This is a genomic window from Shigella sp. SIG6 (assembly GCF_053555815.1).
Genome location: NZ_JBQZXC010000020.1, coordinates 24846 through 42168 on the forward strand (window position 1 = coordinate 24846; position 17323 = coordinate 42168).

Below are 17323 nucleotides of genomic sequence, written 5' to 3' on the forward strand. Positions count from 1 at the left end.
CCTGATTGGGTTTGAGTCCATTGCTGGCTACCCACTCAAGGTTGCTCGTAGCTGACTTACTTAAATTACCCAAACAATAGACAGTGTAAACCATTTGTGAGGTTGAGCGTGTTATATGGCTGAAATGATCATTTAAGGTAAATATGATAGTTCTGACATGGTGGTATAAATCCTCCTGTAGAGGTTAAGAGCATCTGCAAGAAGCCAGTTTCACATTTATAACGCGTGATAAATGAATGCGGTTATTGTCTAATCATTACAAAATTTTTCACATGCGATAAGAGATCCTGCGATTAAGATGATTGCCAAAATTACGTTGTATTTTTGAAAATGAGCGAAATTTGATAGTCCCAGCTTTGACTCTCGATAATATTATTTATGCTACAATTGTGGGTAAAGAATTTAAGCTAATGAATTTGAGTGAAGAATAAATTAAATTGCTTCAGTATTTCGTTAATTAATATGAATACAAAAGGCGTTGTGCTTTTATAATTATAAAGCGCGAGGAGTTCGGTGGATTATCGTTTTTCTTGGGTGATTTTTAATATGATAAACAATATATCTGATCAAGCATCATCATTTCCAGGCACACAACTAAATCAAAGTGATAATTTCCTGGATTCACTGAGGGAATTTTTCGCGATATTAAATTCCAGTCGTAAGGGTGAGTTGTCTACATGGGATACCATCTACTTGCATCTGATATTAGCAATAAATGCTGACAGTGATCTCATAAAAAATGATGTGTTGCTCGCGGAAAATATTCCATCAGCGAATTACCAATTTAATACATTTTTTAGCAATGCTTTCGAGATTGATGTTAAAAAATATCTGGGTAAATCAGAAGATAACGAAGTTGAAATAAAAGCGGGTAATGAAAGAATCTCTATTGGAATACGTAATGTATCGAATGGAAAACTTGAAAGACAACAGTTTCTTTTCCCACTGGACTATGAGAATAAATTACAAGAACAATTAGATAAGTATTTTACGATTGAATCGCACCCATTATTATACAGGTATACCATTGGTAGTAAGATTGCGAATGTGATTTTTGAAAAGTTATACAGTCGTATTGACTTTAACAAAGAACAATATATATCCTTTATAAAGGACGCATTTATTCATTTTTATGATTATAGCAGGCGATATGCTATTAGTGAGAATATCGATAAAGACGCTGTAACAAACAATATCGCATTGATGAGCACTTTTTATGACAGTGATAATACGTCAGGTGAGGTTTTAAATAATGATTTTACAGAAGAAGAGTCATTTGAAACTGCGTTAGATGTAGAGCATGCAATAGTGCTTGGATTTGCTGATGATAATTTTGAAACAAAACCTGTTCATTATCAGAATTTATTAACACGATTTAGTGCCTTTCAAGATACCGTGTTTAATCTGTTTCCTGAAATGCACTCTTCGCATTACCACGATATTTGTAGCGTAAGTGTGGATATGACAAAGGGAACGCAATGCATGATTCACTTGATGGTGAATGAAGAAGTTTTCATGTCTCTGCCTGTTCCAGTTGCCACGATGGTACGTGAAGATGCAAGTAATTTAGTCAATCTTAAAACACTACTCAATGATGGTTGTTTCATTAAATATAGTCATTTTAATGACGTGGCATTAATAAAGCAAAACATAAGTAATCTCTATTTATCACACACTGTTGTGAATGAAAGCATATTGAAAAAATGTTGTTTTGAAAACGGCAGTTTAGGTGATGTTAAAATAACAAATAGCAATGTAATAAACAGTGCATTCAAAAATATTTCGTTTAGAACTGTTAAAATTAATAACGTAAATACTCATTCTTTAAAATTTATTAACTGCAATTTTTTCAATGTTGATATGATAAGAGTTAATCTCAGCAAATGTCTTTTTCATGAATGTAGTATGCATGGTGTCAAGATAAAACCCTGGTTGCCTGTAAAATGGACAAAAGAATTAATAAGTGATTATTTGTATGGCTGTTTACTATCTCTGTACTCTATCTGTGCAAGGGATATATATAATATGAACGCCGGGAATAACGTGAAGGTTGCTGCGGATGCTTTCCTTGAAATTATTTGCTCTCTTAAAAATAAATATTGTATTAAACTATTAAGCGCTCAGGATCGGGCGTTTATATACGAGTTTGCAAGAATGATCTTCGCTTATATTAATGACAAAAGCATTGAGATCTTATTACTTTCTTGTTTTGCGGCGGCTGACCAAAAAGCAATCCAGCGTTATAGACCTCAGTCACAAGATGGGGAAGACTTTAGGAGTCATTTACAATATAAGTTGCCTCTTTCCGCTCATTAATGTTGTTGGTGCAACATAATAAGACAGGTAAGCGGTACCCTATAATGAAACCAATATCGGGTTATGCAACGGATAATCGTAAAGACTTAAGTGGGTGTTTTTGACACAATGAGATGATTTCCTAAACTGATCAAAACCTTCTTCCCAACATGGCATATCAGTCCGATAATGCTTTAGAGATCGAAGGCTTAACAAACAAGGAGATCGATCATGCAATTTTCTACAACCCCAACTCTGGAAGGCCAGACCATCGTTGAATATTGCGGTGTGGTGACCGGCGAAGCGATTTTAGGTGCCAATATTTTCCGTGATTTCTTTGCCGGTATCCGCGATATCGTTGGCGGACGTTCCGGTGCGTATGAAAAAGAACTGCGTAAAGCACGGGAGATCGCCTTTGAGGAATTAGGCTCCCAGGCGCGGGCGCTGGGGGCCGATGCCGTAGTTGGTATTGATATCGACTACGAAACGGTCGGGCAAAACGGCAGTATGCTGATGGTTAGCGTCAGCGGTACGGCGGTGAAAACGCGTCGATGAGAAGAGTCTTCTGGCTGGTCGCTGCCGCTCTGTTACTGGCAGGGTGTGCAGGCGAAAAAGGCATTGTCGAGAAAGAGGGATATCAGCTTGATACCCGACACCAGGCGCAGGCGGCGTATCCGCGCATTAAAGTGCTGGTGATCCACTACACCGCAGATGATTTTGATAGCTCGCTGGCGACACTGACTGATAAGCAGGTCAGCTCGCATTATCTGATCCCTGCGGTGCCACCGCGATACAACGGTAAACCGCGCATCTGGCAACTGGTGCCGGAACAAGAACTGGCCTGGCATGCGGGGATTAGCGCCTGGCGCGGGGCAACGCGCCTTAACGACACCTCTATTGGCATTGAGCTGGAAAACCGTGGCTGGCAAAAATCATCCGGAGTGAAATATTTTGCCCCGTTTGAACAGGCACAGATTCAGGCGCTTATTCCGCTGGCGAAAGATATTATTGCCCGTTATCACATCAAGCCGGAAAACGTAGTGGCACATGCGGATATCGCACCGCAGCGCAAAGACGATCCGGGGCCATTATTTCCCTGGCAGCAACTGGCGCAGCAGGGGATTGGTGCCTGGCCGGATGCGCAGCGGGTGAACTTTTACCTTGCCGGGCGCGCGCCGCACACACCGGTAGATACCGCGTCATTGCTGGAGCTTTTGGCGCGCTACGGTTATGACGTAAAACCTGATATGACACCGCGCGAGCAGCGGCGCGTGATTATGGCATTCCAGATGCATTTCCGCCCGACGTTATATAACGGCGAAGCGGATGCAGAAACTCAGGCGATTGCCGAAGCATTGCTGGAGAAATACGGGCAGGATTAGCGCGGCAGTTTTCCGTGGTCGCGTAGCCAGGCGGCAGTTTTCTCGATGCCTTCATCCAGGGTGATGACCGGCTGATAACCTAACTCTTCCTGCGCACGCGTAATATCCAGCGTAAAGTCAAAATTCAACTTGGAGACGCCGTAGTGGGTCAGCGGCGGCTCTTTTGCTGACTTGCGGCCTAAACGCGCCATGCTGCGGGCGATCATATCCAGCATCGGGTAAGGGACGGAACGAATACGACAGTCAATATTCAACTCGTCGATCAGCTTCTGCACGATGCTGCGCAGTGTGCGATGCTCGCCGTTGGTGATGTTGTACACACGCCCGGAAGGTAGCTTATCGCAGGCTTCCTGGCTTGCCAGCCACATTGCGTGCACGGCATTTTCATAGTAGGTCATATCGACCAGCGCACTGCCGCCATGCGGTAACAGAATACTGCCGTAGTGGTGCATCATATGCGCCAGACGGGGAATAAAGACTTTATCGTGCGGTCCGAACAGACTTTGTGGGCGCAGAATAGTAAAGCGCGTTTGTGGATTCGCCTGCGAAAGCATATTGATCACTTCTTCGCTGCCTGCTTTGCTGCGGGCAAACTCGTTGGCGAAGCGGTGAGGGCGAAAATCTTCTTTAATATCGCGATGGTGGTGATAATCGAAGTACAGGGAGGGGGAAGAGATATGAATAAAGTTACGCACACCCCAGGCGACAGCCCATTCACCCAGGCGGCGAGTGGCGCGAACGTTAGCCAGATCGAAAGCTTGTTGTGTCCCCCAGGGTGAGGTAAAGCTGGAGCAGTGCCACAGCGTATCAATGCCCGCGAGCATCACTTTAGCTTGTGATGAAACCAGCTCGGTCAGATCCGTCGGAACAAACTCTGCGCCCATTTTTTCCAGCAATTTACCCATTGCTTCGTTGCGACCGCTCGCACGCACGCTGATGCCTTTCTGGCATAAAAACTCTACCGCGTTTCGACCTAAGCCGCTGGTGGCGCCGGTAACCAGTACCTTCATATCAATCCACTGTTGTTGAGAAAATGACGTGCGCATTCTTCCGTGATTTCCCCCATGATGCAATGGGAAACATGAAAGAATAACGCAGGTTTTGTCGATTAATCTGTGCTTTGTTCTGCCAGTCTGGCGATTTGTTTTGCCATTCCGCGAAAAATAAACAGATGCGCGGGGATCATCAATAACCAGTAAAACAGCCCCGGCATACCGTGCGGATGCCAGAAAGCGCGGACATCGATAGTACGATAGTCACCTTTATCTTCCAGGGTAAAACACAGTCGTCCCAGCCCCGGCGCTTTCATGCCAAATAACAACGTAAGTTGCTTTTTCGGTTCAACGACAATCACTTTCCAGCTATCCACCGCATCGCCGGTCTGTAAATATTCGCGCTCCGGGCGGCCTTTCGCCAGATTATGACCGATCGCGCGGTCCATCAACGCCCGTGTCTGCCACAAAATATTGCCAAAGAAATAACGCTCTTTACCGCCGATTTGGTTCACCACCAGCCATAAAGCCGCAAGGCTGGCGGACGTTTTAACGGTAAACCCCGCCTGTTTGGCGAAATAACCGTACTCCGGTCGCCAGCGGGCAAAGGCCTGAGCGTCGTAGCCCCAGTCGCTGGAGTTGACCAGTTTTTCTTCCTCTTTCAACGTGCTACGTACCGCGTCATCGAAAGCGATCAGCCGTTGTGGGATGAGTGCACGTAGCGCGGTATCATCTGCCAGCAGATCGTGTTTCAGCCCCTGAATCAACGCCCTGGCGGTGGTGGGCGGTACGGAAGTAATCACATTGAGAAACCACACCGAAATCCAGCGGGTGGGGAGGGGGATGGGGATCAACCAGCGGCGCTTACCGCTCACCGCCATAAAATGTTCAAACTGTTGCTGATAACTGAGCACCTCTGGTCCGGCGGCTTCGAAGATGCGGTGTTCGTTGGCTGGATGGTCTAACAGCGCCACCAGATAGTGCAGCAAGTTTTCCAGCGCGATGGGCGTGGTGCGTGAACGTACCCAGCGTGGCGGCGTTAACACTGGCAGGTTGTAGACCATATCGCGCATGACTTCGAACGCCGCTGAACCTGCGCCAACGATAATTCCGGCCCGAAGTTCGGTCACTGGTACATTCGCTTCACGAAGAATGTCCGCCGTAGCCTGACGAGCACGCAGATGATCCGACTGCTCATGTGGCGGGGCCTGCAACGAACTGAGAAAGATTAATTGCTTAACTGGTACTTCACGTAGCGCATCGCGGACGTTGAGAGCCACCTGGCGCTCCTGAGCGATAAAATCGCCGCCTTCGCCCATGCTGTGCACCAGAAAATAGACGGTATCGATATCCTGCAACAGGGCCGGAAGGTTATCCGGCCAGCTGAGATCGACTTTATGGCAACTGACGTTTGCCAGTTGCAGCTTTGCAAGCCTGTCGACATGACGTGCCGCCGCCAGGATCTGATGCCCTTGCTGGCTGAGTGTGCGCACCAGATGCTGACCAATGTAGCCACTGGCACCGAGAACTAAAATGCGTTGCGGCACGTCTCTCTCCTTAACGCGCCAGGAATGCGCGCCAGTGGGCGGCGACTTCCGCCAGTTGTTCGCGCGAGACGTCAAGATGCGTCACCAGGCGGACAATCGGCGAGGCGTTAATCAGCACGTTTCTCGCTTTCATGTATTCGCCTAACGCGGCAGCATTTTCTTCCCCGACGCGAACAAACAGCATATTAGTGTCCTGACGCATCACATCCGCGCCTGCTTCACGCAGTTGCTCCGCCATCCAGGCGGCGTTGTCGTGATCTTCCTGCAACCGTGCGACGTTATTTTTCAGGGCATACATCCCGGCGGCAGCCAGAATCCCGGACTGACGCATCCCGCCACCGGCCATTTTCCGCCAGCGGATGGCACGTTTAATGTAATCACGATTACCGACAAGTAATGAACCGACTGGCGTCCCAAGACCTTTCGACAGGCAAATGGTGAACGAATCACAATATTGCGTGATCTCTTTCAGTTCGCAGCCGTAAGCCACCACGGCATTAAAGATGCGCGCACCGTCAACATGCAGCGCCAGATTGCGCTCGCGGGTAAATTCCCATGCTTCTTTCAGGTATTCACGCGGCAGCACTTTGCCGTTGTGGGTGTTTTCCAGACTGAGTAATTTGGTGCGGGCGAAATGGATATCGTCGGGTTTGATTTTCATCGCCACTTTATCCAGCGGTAGCGTGCCGTCGGCAGCCGCGTCGATGGGTTGCGGCTGAATACTGCCCAGCACCGCTGCGCCACCGGCTTCAAACAGATAGTTATGCGCGGCCTGACCGACAATATACTCTTCGCCACGTTCGCAGTGACTGAGCAGAGCGACCAGGTTGGCCTGAGTGCCGGTAGGCAGAAAAATGGCGGCTTCTTTACCGGAAAGCTCTGCTGCATAGTCCTGCAGAGCATTAACGGTAGGGTCGTCTCCGTAAACGTCGTCCCCAACCGGGGCGGCCATCATCGCTTCGAGCATGGCGCGGCTCGGTCGGGTAACGGTATCACTGCGTAAATCAATCATGGCATGTCCTTATTATGACGGGAAATGCCACCCTTTTTACCTTAGCCAGTTCGTTTTCGCCAGTTCGATCACTTCATCGCCGCGTCCGCTGATAATTGCGCGCAACATATACAGGCTAAAACCTTTGGCCTGTTCGAGTTTGATCTGCGGTGGAATGGCTAATTCTTCTTTGGCGACCACCACATCCACCAACACCGGACCGTCGATAGAGAAGGCGCGTTGCAGGGCTTCATCAACTTCAGAGGCTTTTTCTACACGGATACCCGTAATGCCGCACGCTTCGGCAATGCGGGCAAAGTTGGTGTCGTGCAGCTCAGTACCGTCTGTCAGGTAACCTCCGGCCTTCATCTCCATCGCCACAAAGCCCAGCACGCTGTTATTAAAGACGATAATTTTCACCGGCAGTTTCATCTGCACTACTGAGAGGAAATCGCCCATCAACATGCTAAAACCGCCATCGCCGCACATGGCGACCACCTGACGTTCCGGCCCGGTTGCCTGCGCACCCAACGCCTGCGGCATGGCGTTAGCCATCGAACCGTGGTTAAACGAACCTAACAGGCGACGCTTGCCGTTCATTTTCAGATAACGTGCCGCCCATACCGTTGGCGTGCCGACGTCACAGGTAAAGATGGCGTCATCGGCGGCAAAATGACTAATTTGCTGCGCCAGATATTGCGGGTGAATGGCTTTCTCGCTCGGTTTAGCTAAATCGTCCAGCCCTTTGCGGGCATCGCGGTAATCTTCCAGCGCTTTATCCAGAAACTTGCGATCGGTTTTTTCTTCCACCAGTGGCAGCAATGCGCGCAGGGTTGATTTGATATCGCCGACCAGCGCCATATCTACCTTGCTATGCGCGCCGATGCTGGCTGGATTGATATCAATCTGAATAATTTTGGCATCGGTCGGGTAGAACGCACGGTAGGGGAACTGAGTACCGAGTAGCACTAACGTGTCGGCGTTCATCATGGTATGGAAACCTGACGAGAATCCGATTAACCCGGTCATTCCAACATCATACGGATTATCGTATTCGACATGCTCTTTACCGCGTAGGGCATGAACAATAGGTGCTTTAATTTTCCCGGCAAACTCAACTAACTCTTTATGCGTCCCCGCGCAGCCGCTGCCACACATCAGGGCGATATTGCTGGAATAACGCAGCAGTTGCGCCAGTTTGCGTAACTCTTCTTCTTCCGGCGTCACGACTGGCTGTGGCGCATGATACCAGTGCGTGGTTGCCCCTTCTGGCGTAGGTTTTAACGCCACGTCGCCCGGTAACACAACAACGGAAACGCCACGGTTAAGCACCGCTTTGCGCATAGCAATTGCCAGCACTTGTGGGATCTGCTCCGGGCTGGAAACCAGCTCGCAATAGTGACTACATTCGCGGAATAGCTCTTGTGGGTGGGTTTCCTGGAAATAGCCGCTGCCAATTTCGCTGGAGGGAATATGAGCGGCAATCGCCAGTACCGGAACGTTATTGCGGTGGCAATCGAATAGGCCGTTGATCAAGTGCAGGTTGCCTGGGCCGCACGATCCGGCACAGACCGCCAGTTCTCCTGAAAGTTGTGCTTCAGCGCCAGCGGCAAACGCCGCCACTTCTTCATGGCGGGTGGACATCCACTCGATGGTGCCCATGCGATTAAGACTGTCGCTAAGACCGTTCAGAGAGTCGCCCGTGACTCCCCAGATACGTTTCACGCCTGCCGATTCGAGTGTTTTGGCGGATATAAGCTGCAACCGTTTGTTTCATGGTTCTCCATCTCCTGAATGTGATAACGGTAACAAGTTTAGTTCATCTGACGGAGGGGGAAGGGATGGGAGAGAAAGGAGGCACTAACGGTTAAATAGCCCGATGAAAGGAATATCATCGGGCATAAGGCGATTATGCGAGAACCAAATCCCCCTGCGGATGGCAGGAGCAGGCCAGTACGTAACCTTCAGCGATTTCGGCGTCGGTCAGCGTCATTGTACTGCTCACCGTATATTCACCGGAAACCACTTTTGTCTTACAGCAGCCGCAAACACCCGCACGGCAGGCAGCGACAACCGGAACGTTATTGCTTTCCAGCGCCTCCAGTAGCGTGGTGCCAACCGGGGCGTAAAATTCTCGTGCCGGTTGCAGTTTGGTGAATTTCAGACCGCTGGTCGCCGCTTCTGCTACTGGGGTGAAGAATTTCTCTTTAAAGAAACGCGTCACGCCGAGCGCTTTCACTTCCTGCTCTACCCAATCCATATACGGAGCCGGGCCGCAGGTCATCACGGTACGTGAAGCTAAGTCAGGTACATCTGCCAGCAGTTCGCGAGTGAGACGACCAGCGATAAAGCCTTCGGTAACGTTATTTTCTGCCACCAGCGTTACCGGATAGTTACGCCACTCATCGGCGAAAATAACATCCTGCGGCGTACGCACGTTGTAGATCACCCGCACATCGGCCTGTGGACGGTTCTTCGCAAGCCAGCGACGCATCGACATAATCGGCGTGACGCCGCAGCCTGCCGCCAGCAACAGGAATTTATCTTCTGCTTTATCGTCGCAGGTAAATTCCCCCATCGCGTCCGAAAGCCAGAGATAATCACCGCGTTTTACATCGCGCGTCAGCCACTGGGAGCCGACACCGTCATCAATCCGCCGCACGGTCAGGGTGATATATTCACTCACGCCTGGCGTGGAGGAAATGGTGTAAGCACGCAGCGTTTCCGCTGAGTTTCGCACGCTGACCAGTGCATATTGCCCGGCGCGATATGGGTAGTGATCGTGGCAAATCAGGGAAATCGTCCACACATCCGGCGTTTCTTGCGTAATGTGATGAACCTGCATCCGCCACGGGCATTGATTCGTTGGCATCGTCATCGACAAACTCCTTACGCGCTCAACAGTTGCTTCATGTCTTCTTCAACAGTGGTGATAGAACGCAGGCCGAATTTCTCGTTCAGCACCGCCAGCAGGTCTGGTGTCAGGAAACCAGGTGCAGTCGGGCCGGTGACGATATTTTTCACGCCCAGAGAAAGCAGCGTCAGCAGAATGACAATCGCTTTCTGTTCAAACCAGGAGAGCACCAGCGACAGCGGCAGATCGTTCACACCACAGCCCAGTTTCTCTGCCAGAGTGACAGCCAGAATAATTGCTGAGTAAGCATCGTTACATTGACCTGCATCTACCAGACGCGGCAGACCTTCGATATCGCCAAACTCAAGTTTGTTAAAGCGATATTTACCACAGGCGAGGGTCAGGATCAGGCAGTCATCCGGCACGCTGGTGGCGAAATCGGTGAAGTAGTGGCGCTCGCCGCGTGCGCCGTCACAGCCACCAAGCAGGAAGATATGACGCAGTTTTTCACGGCTAACCAGATCAATCAGCGTATCGGCTGCACCAAGCAGCGTCTGGCGACCAAAGCCCACGGTGATCAGGTGAGGAATTTCGCTGTACGGGAAGCCCGCCATTTGTTGCGCCTGGGCGATGACCGCAGAGAAATCTTCGCCATCCAGATGACGCACGCCAGGCCAGCCAACGATGCTGCGGGTCCAGATACGATCGTCATAAGCGCCTACGGTTGGGTCGATGATGCAGTTCGAGGTCATCACGATGGGGCCAGGGAAACGAGCGAACTCCACTTGCTGATTCTGCCAGCCGCTGCCGTAGTTACCGACCAGATGCTTGAATTTACGCAGCTCCGGGTAGCCATGCGCAGGCAGCATTTCGCCGTGGGTGTAGACATTAACGCCCGTGCCTTCGGTCTGTTCCAGCAGGTTGTAGAGATCTTTGAGATCGTGACCGGAAATCAGAATGCATTTACCCGCCGTCGCTTTGACGTTGACCTGGGTTGGCGTCGGGTGACCGTATTTACCGGTTTCGCCTGCATCCAGAATGCTCATCACTTTGAAGTTCATCTGGCCGATTTCCATTGAACACTCAAGAAGCGCGTTCATATCGGCAGGCCAGGTCCCCAGCCACGCCATGATTTTATGGTACTGGGCATAAATATCGTTGTCGTATTGACCGAGAACATGCGCGTGTTCCATATAGGCCGCCGCACCTTTCAGGCCATACAGGCACAGCAGACGCAGGCCGAGAATGTTTTCGCCAATCGCCGCTTTATCTTTGTTAGGGGTAAATTCTGCTGCCTGACGTTGCAGCTCGCCGAGATCATCGCTCACCAGTTGCAGGTCAGCCATCGGGTTATCGACGCGCGCGTTGGCATCTACAGCCAGGCATTGTGCTTTCAGCGCCTCGCGCAAGGCAATCGCTTCACGAGCGTAGCCGACAATACGCGGAGAATCGAAGTTAACGTTGGTCAGGGTTGAGAAAAAGGCACGTGGCGCGAAGCTGTCAACATCGTGGTTGATGATGCCGTATTCACGCGCTTTTACCGCCCAGGCAGAAAGCCCTTGCAGCGCCGCGATGAGTAAATCCTGAAGGTCAGAAGTTTCCGCCGTTTTACCACACATCCCCTGCGCGTATGAGCAGCCGTTTCCTGCCGGAGTACGGATAGTTTGTTCACATTGCACACAAAACATGATCACACCTTTTAAAGTTATATTTAATATACATGTTTAAGGTTAAGACGCTTAACGCGGGGATAAAAGGGATTTTTCATGCAACTTTAAGGGAGATTGATTTAGCGCAATTTTGGCTGCAGGGATCTACCGCCAGAGAGGTATTACGCAGAGAAAAAGGCGATGAGGATCGGCACTAACAGGCTAAGAATAAAACCGTGAACAATTGCCGCCGGGACCATATCCAGCCCGCCAGTACGTTGAAGAACGGGCAGGGTGAAATCCATTGATGTGGCACCGCATAAGCCCAGTGCAGTAGAGCGGCTGCGGCGAATCAGCCCAGGGATCAACATAATAGCAATCAGTTCACGGGCCAGATCATTAAAAAACGCCGCGCTCCCGATTACCGGACCAAAAGATTCGGTCAATAAAATACCGGAAAGAGAATACCAGCCGAAACCGGAGGCCATTGCCAGCGCGGTATTGATGGGGAGATCAAGAATAAAGGCGTTAATTAAACCACCAATTAATGAACTGACAACCACCACCACGGCGACAATCATTCCCCGGCGATTAAGGACAATCTGCTTTAAGGTCATGCCATTATTGCGCAACTGAATACCAACGAGGAAAAGTAGCAAAATTAACGTGTATTCACTGGCTTCGGTCGCGTGTTGTAAGAAAGCCAGTCCACTCAGACCAATGGCAAAACCAATCACTACTACGCCGCACAGTTTTAGCGACTCCAGCGCCATCGCAATACGCGACGGGAGTTTTTCTTGCTGATGGTGGTTGCGCCACGGCAGGCCTCGCTCCAGCCACATCAGGGCGGCAATATTACACAGTAAAATAACGGTAATACTGACGGCAGAATAATGCAGAATCGCCAACAGGTTACTGGCGAGGTTATCGAGAAACGCCAGACTGATACCCATAAAAAAGAGAATAAGGTAAACCATCCAGCTTAATAGCTGATTAATAACTTTTAACGCAGCTTGTTGGCGAAGCGGAATGAGGTAACCCACAATCAGGGGAACCAGAATGATTAACAGCCCAGAAAACATGAAAATCCAGCCCTTGCAAAGAAGAAGTCGAAATGCGCGATGACACACTACTGAAAGCGGAAGGACGAGTAAAGTTGCAATTAAAAGGAAATGTTATGCATCAGAGGGGGATTTTTAATCCTATCTGAGTGTTTAGCATTGTTGCGCTCCTTTCATGTGCAATGCCATATAAAGCCACTGGCGGAGGGAGCGCGCAGGGGGCAGCCAGTCGCCGCCGCCCCCTGCCCCCCCGGGCTCTGGCGAACAAAATCGCCGCTGCGCGGTACCTTCAGCTTATCCCCTTCGGCAACCGGGTCGGGCGCGAGGTAACGTCCTGTAAGACGCGCCCTCAGCCCACATCCATGTGGGCTGCCCCGGCCTTCGGGGAACGCTTGCTAATTAATCACGCTTTTCCAGCAGAGTCCGGTAAATCAGACCACCGATAATGCCGCCGACAATTGGCACCACCCAGAAGAACCACAGTTGTTCTAATGCCCAGCCGCCCTGGAAGATAGCAACCGCGGTGCTGCGCGCCGGGTTAACAGAAGTGTTAGTCACCGGAATACTGATTAAGTGAATCAGGGTTAAGGCCAGACCAATAGCGATCGGCGCAAAACCTGCCGGAGCGAATTTGTCGGTTGCACCGTGGATCACTAACAGGAAGCCCGCACTCAATACCAGTTCAACTACCAGCGCGGAAAGCATGGAATAACCGCCTGGTGAATGCTCGCCATAACCGTTAGAAGCAAAACCGCTGGCTGCCGCGTCAAAACCCGTTTTACCACTGGCAATTAAATACAGCAGCGCCGCTGCAACAATACCGCCGACAACCTGGGCAATTACGTAGCCAACGACTTCTTTTGCCGGAAAACGTCCGCCAGCCCATAAACCAATAGTGACCGCCGGGTTAAAATGACCACCAGAAATATGACCAACAGCGAAGGCCATCGTCAGAACGGTCAAACCAAATGCCAGCGCCACGCCGGCAAAACCAATGCCTAATTCCGGGAAGCCTGCGGCCAGTACAGCACTACCACAGCCACCAAAAACAAGCTAGAAAGTACCAAAACATTCAGCTGCTAATTTTCTGAACATATCCACCTCAATTAAAAATTGACCCTGTGAAAAATATGGTCGTTTTATAGGGTCGTCGTAAAAAATGACGACGGAAATAATGCGCGGCTATTTTAAAAACGAAGGCGAGTCATTCACCAGATAAATAAATCCAGTAAATTTGATTTAGGGCAACAGCGGGTTGCCCCATATAGTCATTTGTCTGATTGACAGTGTAGTGCAAGCAAAAGATTTAATCCTTTAGGCGTAATAAAAAATAATTTATCATGCTAATTATTTGATTTTGTTGTTTTTGCGGGCTTATCAGCAAGAGGGAGTATAACGCGATTATTCGCTCATTTTTCAGACAATTGCCATGCTTAAATGTGATGTCATCACGTATTAGCAAGGCCTTTCCCGTTATACTGCCAGCGTAAAGGATAAGTCACATATTTCTGGAGGGGATATGATTCTTGAGCGCGTTGAAATTGTGGGTTTTCGCGGTATCAACCGTTTGTCGTTGATGCTCGAACAAAACAACGTCCTGATTGGGGAGAACGCGTGGGGTAAATCCAGCTTGCTGGACGCCTTAACCCTGCTGCTATCGCCAGAATCAGATCTCTACCATTTTGAGCGCGACGATTTCTGGTTCCCGCCGGGAGATATCAACGGGCGAGAACATCATCTGCATATTATTTTGACCTTCCGCGAATCGCTGCCAGGCCGACATCGGGTTCGCCGTTATCGGCCGCTGGAAGCGTGCTGGACGCCATGCACCGATGGCTATCACCGTATTTTTTATCGCCTGGAAGGGGAGAGTGCGGAAGACGGCAGCGTGATGACACTGCGCAGTTTTCTCGATAAAGACGGACATCCGATTGATGTTGAGGATATTAACGATCAGGCACGCCATCTGGTGCGTTTAATGCCGGTGCTGCGCTTGCGTGATGCCCGTTTTATGCGCCGTATTCGTAACGGCACGGTGCCAAATGTCCCCAATGTGGAAGTCACCGCGCGCCAGCTCGATTTCCTCGCCCGTGAGTTGTCCTCACATCCGCAAAATCTCTCTGATGGACAGATTCGTCAGGGACTTTCCGCAATGGTGCAGTTGCTTGAGCATTATTTCTCTGAGCAGGGGGCTGGACAGGCGCGATATCGTTTAATGCGGCGGCGGGCCAGCAATGAGCAACGAAGCTGGCGCTATCTGGACATCATCAACCGGATGATTGACCGACCTGGAGGGCGCTCGTATCGGGTTATTTTGCTCGGCCTGTTTGCTACTTTATTGCAGGCAAAAGGCACATTGCGACTGGATAAAGACGCGCGTCCGTTATTGCTAATTGAAGATCCAGAAACCCGCCTGCATCCGATTATGCTTTCCGTTGCCTGGCATCTGTTGAATCTTTTGCCTTTACAGCGTATTGCTACCACCAACTCTGGCGAGCTGCTTTCGTTAACTCCAGTGGAACATGTTTGCCGCCTGGTGCGTGAATCTTCTCGTGTTGCCGCCTGGCGTCTGGGGCCAAGTGGCTTGAGCACCGAAGACAGCCGCCGCATCTCTTTTCACATTCGTTTTAATCGTCCGTCATCGCTGTTTGCTCGCTGCTGGTTGCTGGTGGAAGGGGAAACGGAAACCTGGGTTATCAATGAACTGGCGCGTCAGTGCGGACATCATTTTGATGCCGAAGGGATCAAGGTCATTGAGTTTGCCCAGTCCGGGCTAAAGCCACTGGTTAAATTTGCCCGCCGAATGGGGATTGAATGGCATGTACTGGTCGATGGCGATGAAGCAGGGAAGAAATATGCCGCTACGGTACGCAGCCTGTTGAATAACGATCGGGAAGCCGAACGAGAACATTTAACGGCGTTACCGGCGCTGGATATGGAACATTTTATGTATCGCCAGGGATTTTCCGATGTGTTCCACCGCGTGGCGCAAATCCCGGAAAATGTACCGATGAATCTACGCAAAATTATCTCGAAAGCGATCCATCGCTCTTCCAAACCCGATCTTGCCATTGAAGTGGCAATGGAGGCAGGACGTCGTGGTGTGGACTCCGTACCAACGCTGCTGAAAAAAATGTTCTCACGCGTGCTGTGGCTGGCGCGCGGTCGCGCGGATTAACCGCGAAACATCGTGGCCATTTGTGGCTGAATAGCGTCGAGCATCTCATAGCGCCGACGGTATTCAGCCCGTTTTTTACTGGCGATTTCGGCAATCTCTTTTCGTGCTATCTGTGCTGGAAGGCGGTAATGGCGTTCAGCATCACATACGCCGCCAACCGACTCCCAGAACGCGTTGTAATCAGCATGGATCTTGCCTTCTTTATCGCGATAACGCAGGCTGCGGTAAATATGCGTTTCATTGCTGACGGCAATAATCTGCTCTACCTGCAAACGTTGGGCAAACAGACAGGCCGCTTCCATCACGAGGCGTTTGGGAAATAGCCCGTGGCAGGCTTTCGTCGCATTCTGGATTTCCTGATGTGGAATTTCCCATTTTGCGCCTTGCAGTCCGCCAATAAACATCGTTCTTTTCCCCTGATATTCACACAGGGTAAACGTGATCTCTGCCAGAGGAATACCTCCGCTGTTGCGGAACAGGATTGTGCTGTCACCTTCTTTATCCATTGAGATCATCATGGTCAGCTCAAGCGTGAACTGCTCACCGTTTTTGCCTTCCAGTTTAGCCAGTTGCAGCCCGGGGGTATTCAAATATAAGCTGAATTCTTCCGCCGACATACACCCGCGGAGTAACGCATAATGGTAACGTAACGCCTCCAGCAATTGCTTACGGCTAAGATTCGCCGCAAGGTAAGGGCGATGCAGACGCACAGGCAGTCGCGGCTGGCGCGTTAACAACACATTGAGATTAGGCCAGTGGGAAAGTTCGTTCATCCACTCAACGCTTAAACGCGGCATAATCAACGAGCGCAGCAAAAATTTCTGGCGAAAACTACAGCGATGCCAGAATTTACCCGGCCGACACTGTCCACGTGCCAGACTAAGAAAAAGTGACAGGCTGCTGAGAGATTCAGATGGCGTAAAGGTCCGTTCAGTTAGCTGCGACATATTCATGAAATCAATGGTTATACATGACGTCGATTTTACCATTGCGTATCTTAACCAAACATCAATAGTGTGATTACTAACGTAAATTTTAGGGTTTTGTTGATATTTCGTTGAAGTTAATGACCCGGATTGGCATATGGAGTATTCAGAATATTTATGAAAAAGCGGAAAACCGTGAAGAAGCGTTACGTTATTGCGCTGGTGATAGTCATCGCCGGACTGATTACGTTATGGAGAATTCTTAACGCACCCGTGCCGACTTATCAGACACTGATTGTGCGCCCCGGTGATTTACAGCAAAGCGTGCTGGCGACCGGAAAGCTGGACGCGCTGCGTAAGGTTGACGTGGGCGCGCAGGTCAGCGGTCAGTTGAAAACGCTGTCGGTGGCGATTGGCGATAAAGTAAAAAAAGACCAGCTTTTAGGGA

General features: G+C 50.0%; 11 protein-coding genes and 3 pseudogenes. 5 read left to right on the top strand and 9 right to left on the bottom strand.

Annotated features, from left to right (window positions below):
• Positions 1-546: 546 nt before the first annotated feature.
• The 3 genes from ACUU1M_RS05715 to amiD all read left to right on the top strand — a co-directional run bounded on the left by ACUU1M_RS05715 (position 547) and on the right by amiD (position 3677).
• Positions 547-2316, top strand: coding sequence for a pentapeptide repeat-containing protein (locus ACUU1M_RS05715; RefSeq protein WP_005073990.1), 1770 nt, complete (start codon positions 547-549; stop codon positions 2314-2316).
• A gap of 210 nt (positions 2317-2526) precedes the next feature.
• Entirely contained in the window at positions 2527-2850 is a 324-nt protein-coding gene (locus tag ACUU1M_RS05720; RefSeq protein WP_001160737.1) for a heavy metal-binding domain-containing protein, read from the top strand.
• Positions 2847-3677, top strand: coding sequence for an N-acetylmuramoyl-L-alanine amidase AmiD (gene amiD, locus ACUU1M_RS05725; RefSeq protein WP_001255158.1), 831 nt, complete (start codon positions 2847-2849; stop codon positions 3675-3677). The genes ACUU1M_RS05720 and amiD overlap by 4 nt, the downstream gene beginning before the upstream one ends.
• On the opposite strand, the gene ACUU1M_RS05730 is transcribed toward amiD, so the two are convergent.
• The 8 genes and pseudogenes from ACUU1M_RS05730 to aqpZ form a co-directional block, all read right to left on the bottom strand.
• Complete coding sequence (locus tag ACUU1M_RS05730) at positions 3674-4687, bottom strand: NAD-dependent epimerase/dehydratase family protein (RefSeq protein WP_005073987.1); 1014 nt, start codon at positions 4685-4687, stop codon at positions 3674-3676. The two genes, amiD and ACUU1M_RS05730, sit on opposite strands and share 4 nt — an antisense overlap.
• Positions 4688-4785: 98 nt before the next feature.
• Positions 4786-6216: an SDR family oxidoreductase gene (locus tag ACUU1M_RS05735; protein WP_001136548.1), complete on the bottom strand. Its 1431-nt coding sequence runs from the start codon at positions 6214-6216 to the stop codon at positions 4786-4788.
• A 10-nt stretch (positions 6217-6226) separates the two neighbouring features.
• Positions 6227-7228: a low-specificity L-threonine aldolase gene (gene ltaE / locus ACUU1M_RS05740; RefSeq protein WP_000566372.1), complete on the bottom strand. Its 1002-nt coding sequence runs from the start codon at positions 7226-7228 to the stop codon at positions 6227-6229.
• Positions 7229-7264: 36 nt separating this feature from the next.
• Positions 7265-8984 (bottom strand): annotated as a pseudogene (poxB, locus tag ACUU1M_RS05745) (ubiquinone-dependent pyruvate dehydrogenase).
• A gap of 132 nt (positions 8985-9116) precedes the next feature.
• Complete coding sequence (gene hcr / locus ACUU1M_RS05750) at positions 9117-10085, bottom strand: NADH oxidoreductase (protein WP_000178655.1); 969 nt, start codon at positions 10083-10085, stop codon at positions 9117-9119.
• An 11-nt stretch (positions 10086-10096) separates the two neighbouring features.
• The gene (gene hcp, locus ACUU1M_RS05755) at positions 10097-11749 is read right to left on the bottom strand and encodes a hydroxylamine reductase (protein ID WP_000458817.1); all 1653 of its coding nucleotides are present in this window, start codon (positions 11747-11749) and stop codon (positions 10097-10099) included.
• Positions 11750-11892: 143 nt separating this feature from the next.
• A complete protein-coding gene (gene lysO / locus ACUU1M_RS05760; protein WP_000491142.1) occupies positions 11893-12792 on the bottom strand; it encodes an L-lysine exporter LysO in 900 nt (299 codons plus the stop codon).
• A gap of 378 nt (positions 12793-13170) precedes the next feature.
• A pseudogene (gene aqpZ / locus ACUU1M_RS05765) lies at positions 13171-13866 on the bottom strand (aquaporin Z).
• Positions 13867-14290: 424 nt separating this feature from the next.
• Here aqpZ and ACUU1M_RS05770 point away from each other — a divergent pair.
• Positions 14291-15949 (top strand): ATP-dependent endonuclease, encoded by a 1659-nt coding sequence (locus tag ACUU1M_RS05770; RefSeq protein WP_000599806.1) that lies wholly within the window; start codon positions 14291-14293, stop codon positions 15947-15949.
• Here the strand turns inward: ACUU1M_RS05770 and ACUU1M_RS05775 are convergent.
• Complete coding sequence (locus tag ACUU1M_RS05775; RefSeq protein WP_005078849.1) at positions 15946-16902, bottom strand: VirK/YbjX family protein; 957 nt, start codon at positions 16900-16902, stop codon at positions 15946-15948. The two genes, ACUU1M_RS05770 and ACUU1M_RS05775, sit on opposite strands and share 4 nt — an antisense overlap.
• Positions 16903-17052: 150 nt before the next feature.
• On the opposite strand from ACUU1M_RS05775, the pseudogene ACUU1M_RS05780 reads away from it, so the two are divergent.
• A pseudogene (locus ACUU1M_RS05780) lies at positions 17053-17323 on the top strand (macrolide transporter subunit MacA); the annotation flags it as partial.

Coding starts and splice junctions, on each gene's coding strand:
- ACUU1M_RS05715 (WP_005073990.1), top strand. CDS start 547: ATGATAAACAATATATCTGATCAAGCATCATCATTTCCAGGCACACAA.
- ACUU1M_RS05720 (WP_001160737.1), top strand. CDS start 2,527: ATGCAATTTTCTACAACCCCAACTCTGGAAGGCCAGACCATCGTTGAA.
- amiD (WP_001255158.1), top strand. CDS start 2,847: ATGAGAAGAGTCTTCTGGCTGGTCGCTGCCGCTCTGTTACTGGCAGGG.
- ACUU1M_RS05730 (WP_005073987.1), bottom strand. CDS start 4,687: ATGAAGGTACTGGTTACCGGCGCCACCAGCGGCTTAGGTCGAAACGCG.
- ltaE (WP_000566372.1), bottom strand. CDS start 7,228: ATGATTGATTTACGCAGTGATACCGTTACCCGACCGAGCCGCGCCATG.
- hcr (WP_000178655.1), bottom strand. CDS start 10,085: ATGACGATGCCAACGAATCAATGCCCGTGGCGGATGCAGGTTCATCAC.
- hcp (WP_000458817.1), bottom strand. CDS start 11,749: ATGTTTTGTGTGCAATGTGAACAAACTATCCGTACTCCGGCAGGAAAC.
- lysO (WP_000491142.1), bottom strand. CDS start 12,792: ATGTTTTCTGGGCTGTTAATCATTCTGGTTCCCCTGATTGTGGGTTAC.
- ACUU1M_RS05770 (WP_000599806.1), top strand. CDS start 14,291: ATGATTCTTGAGCGCGTTGAAATTGTGGGTTTTCGCGGTATCAACCGT.
- ACUU1M_RS05775 (WP_005078849.1), bottom strand. CDS start 16,902: ATGAATATGTCGCAGCTAACTGAACGGACCTTTACGCCATCTGAATCT.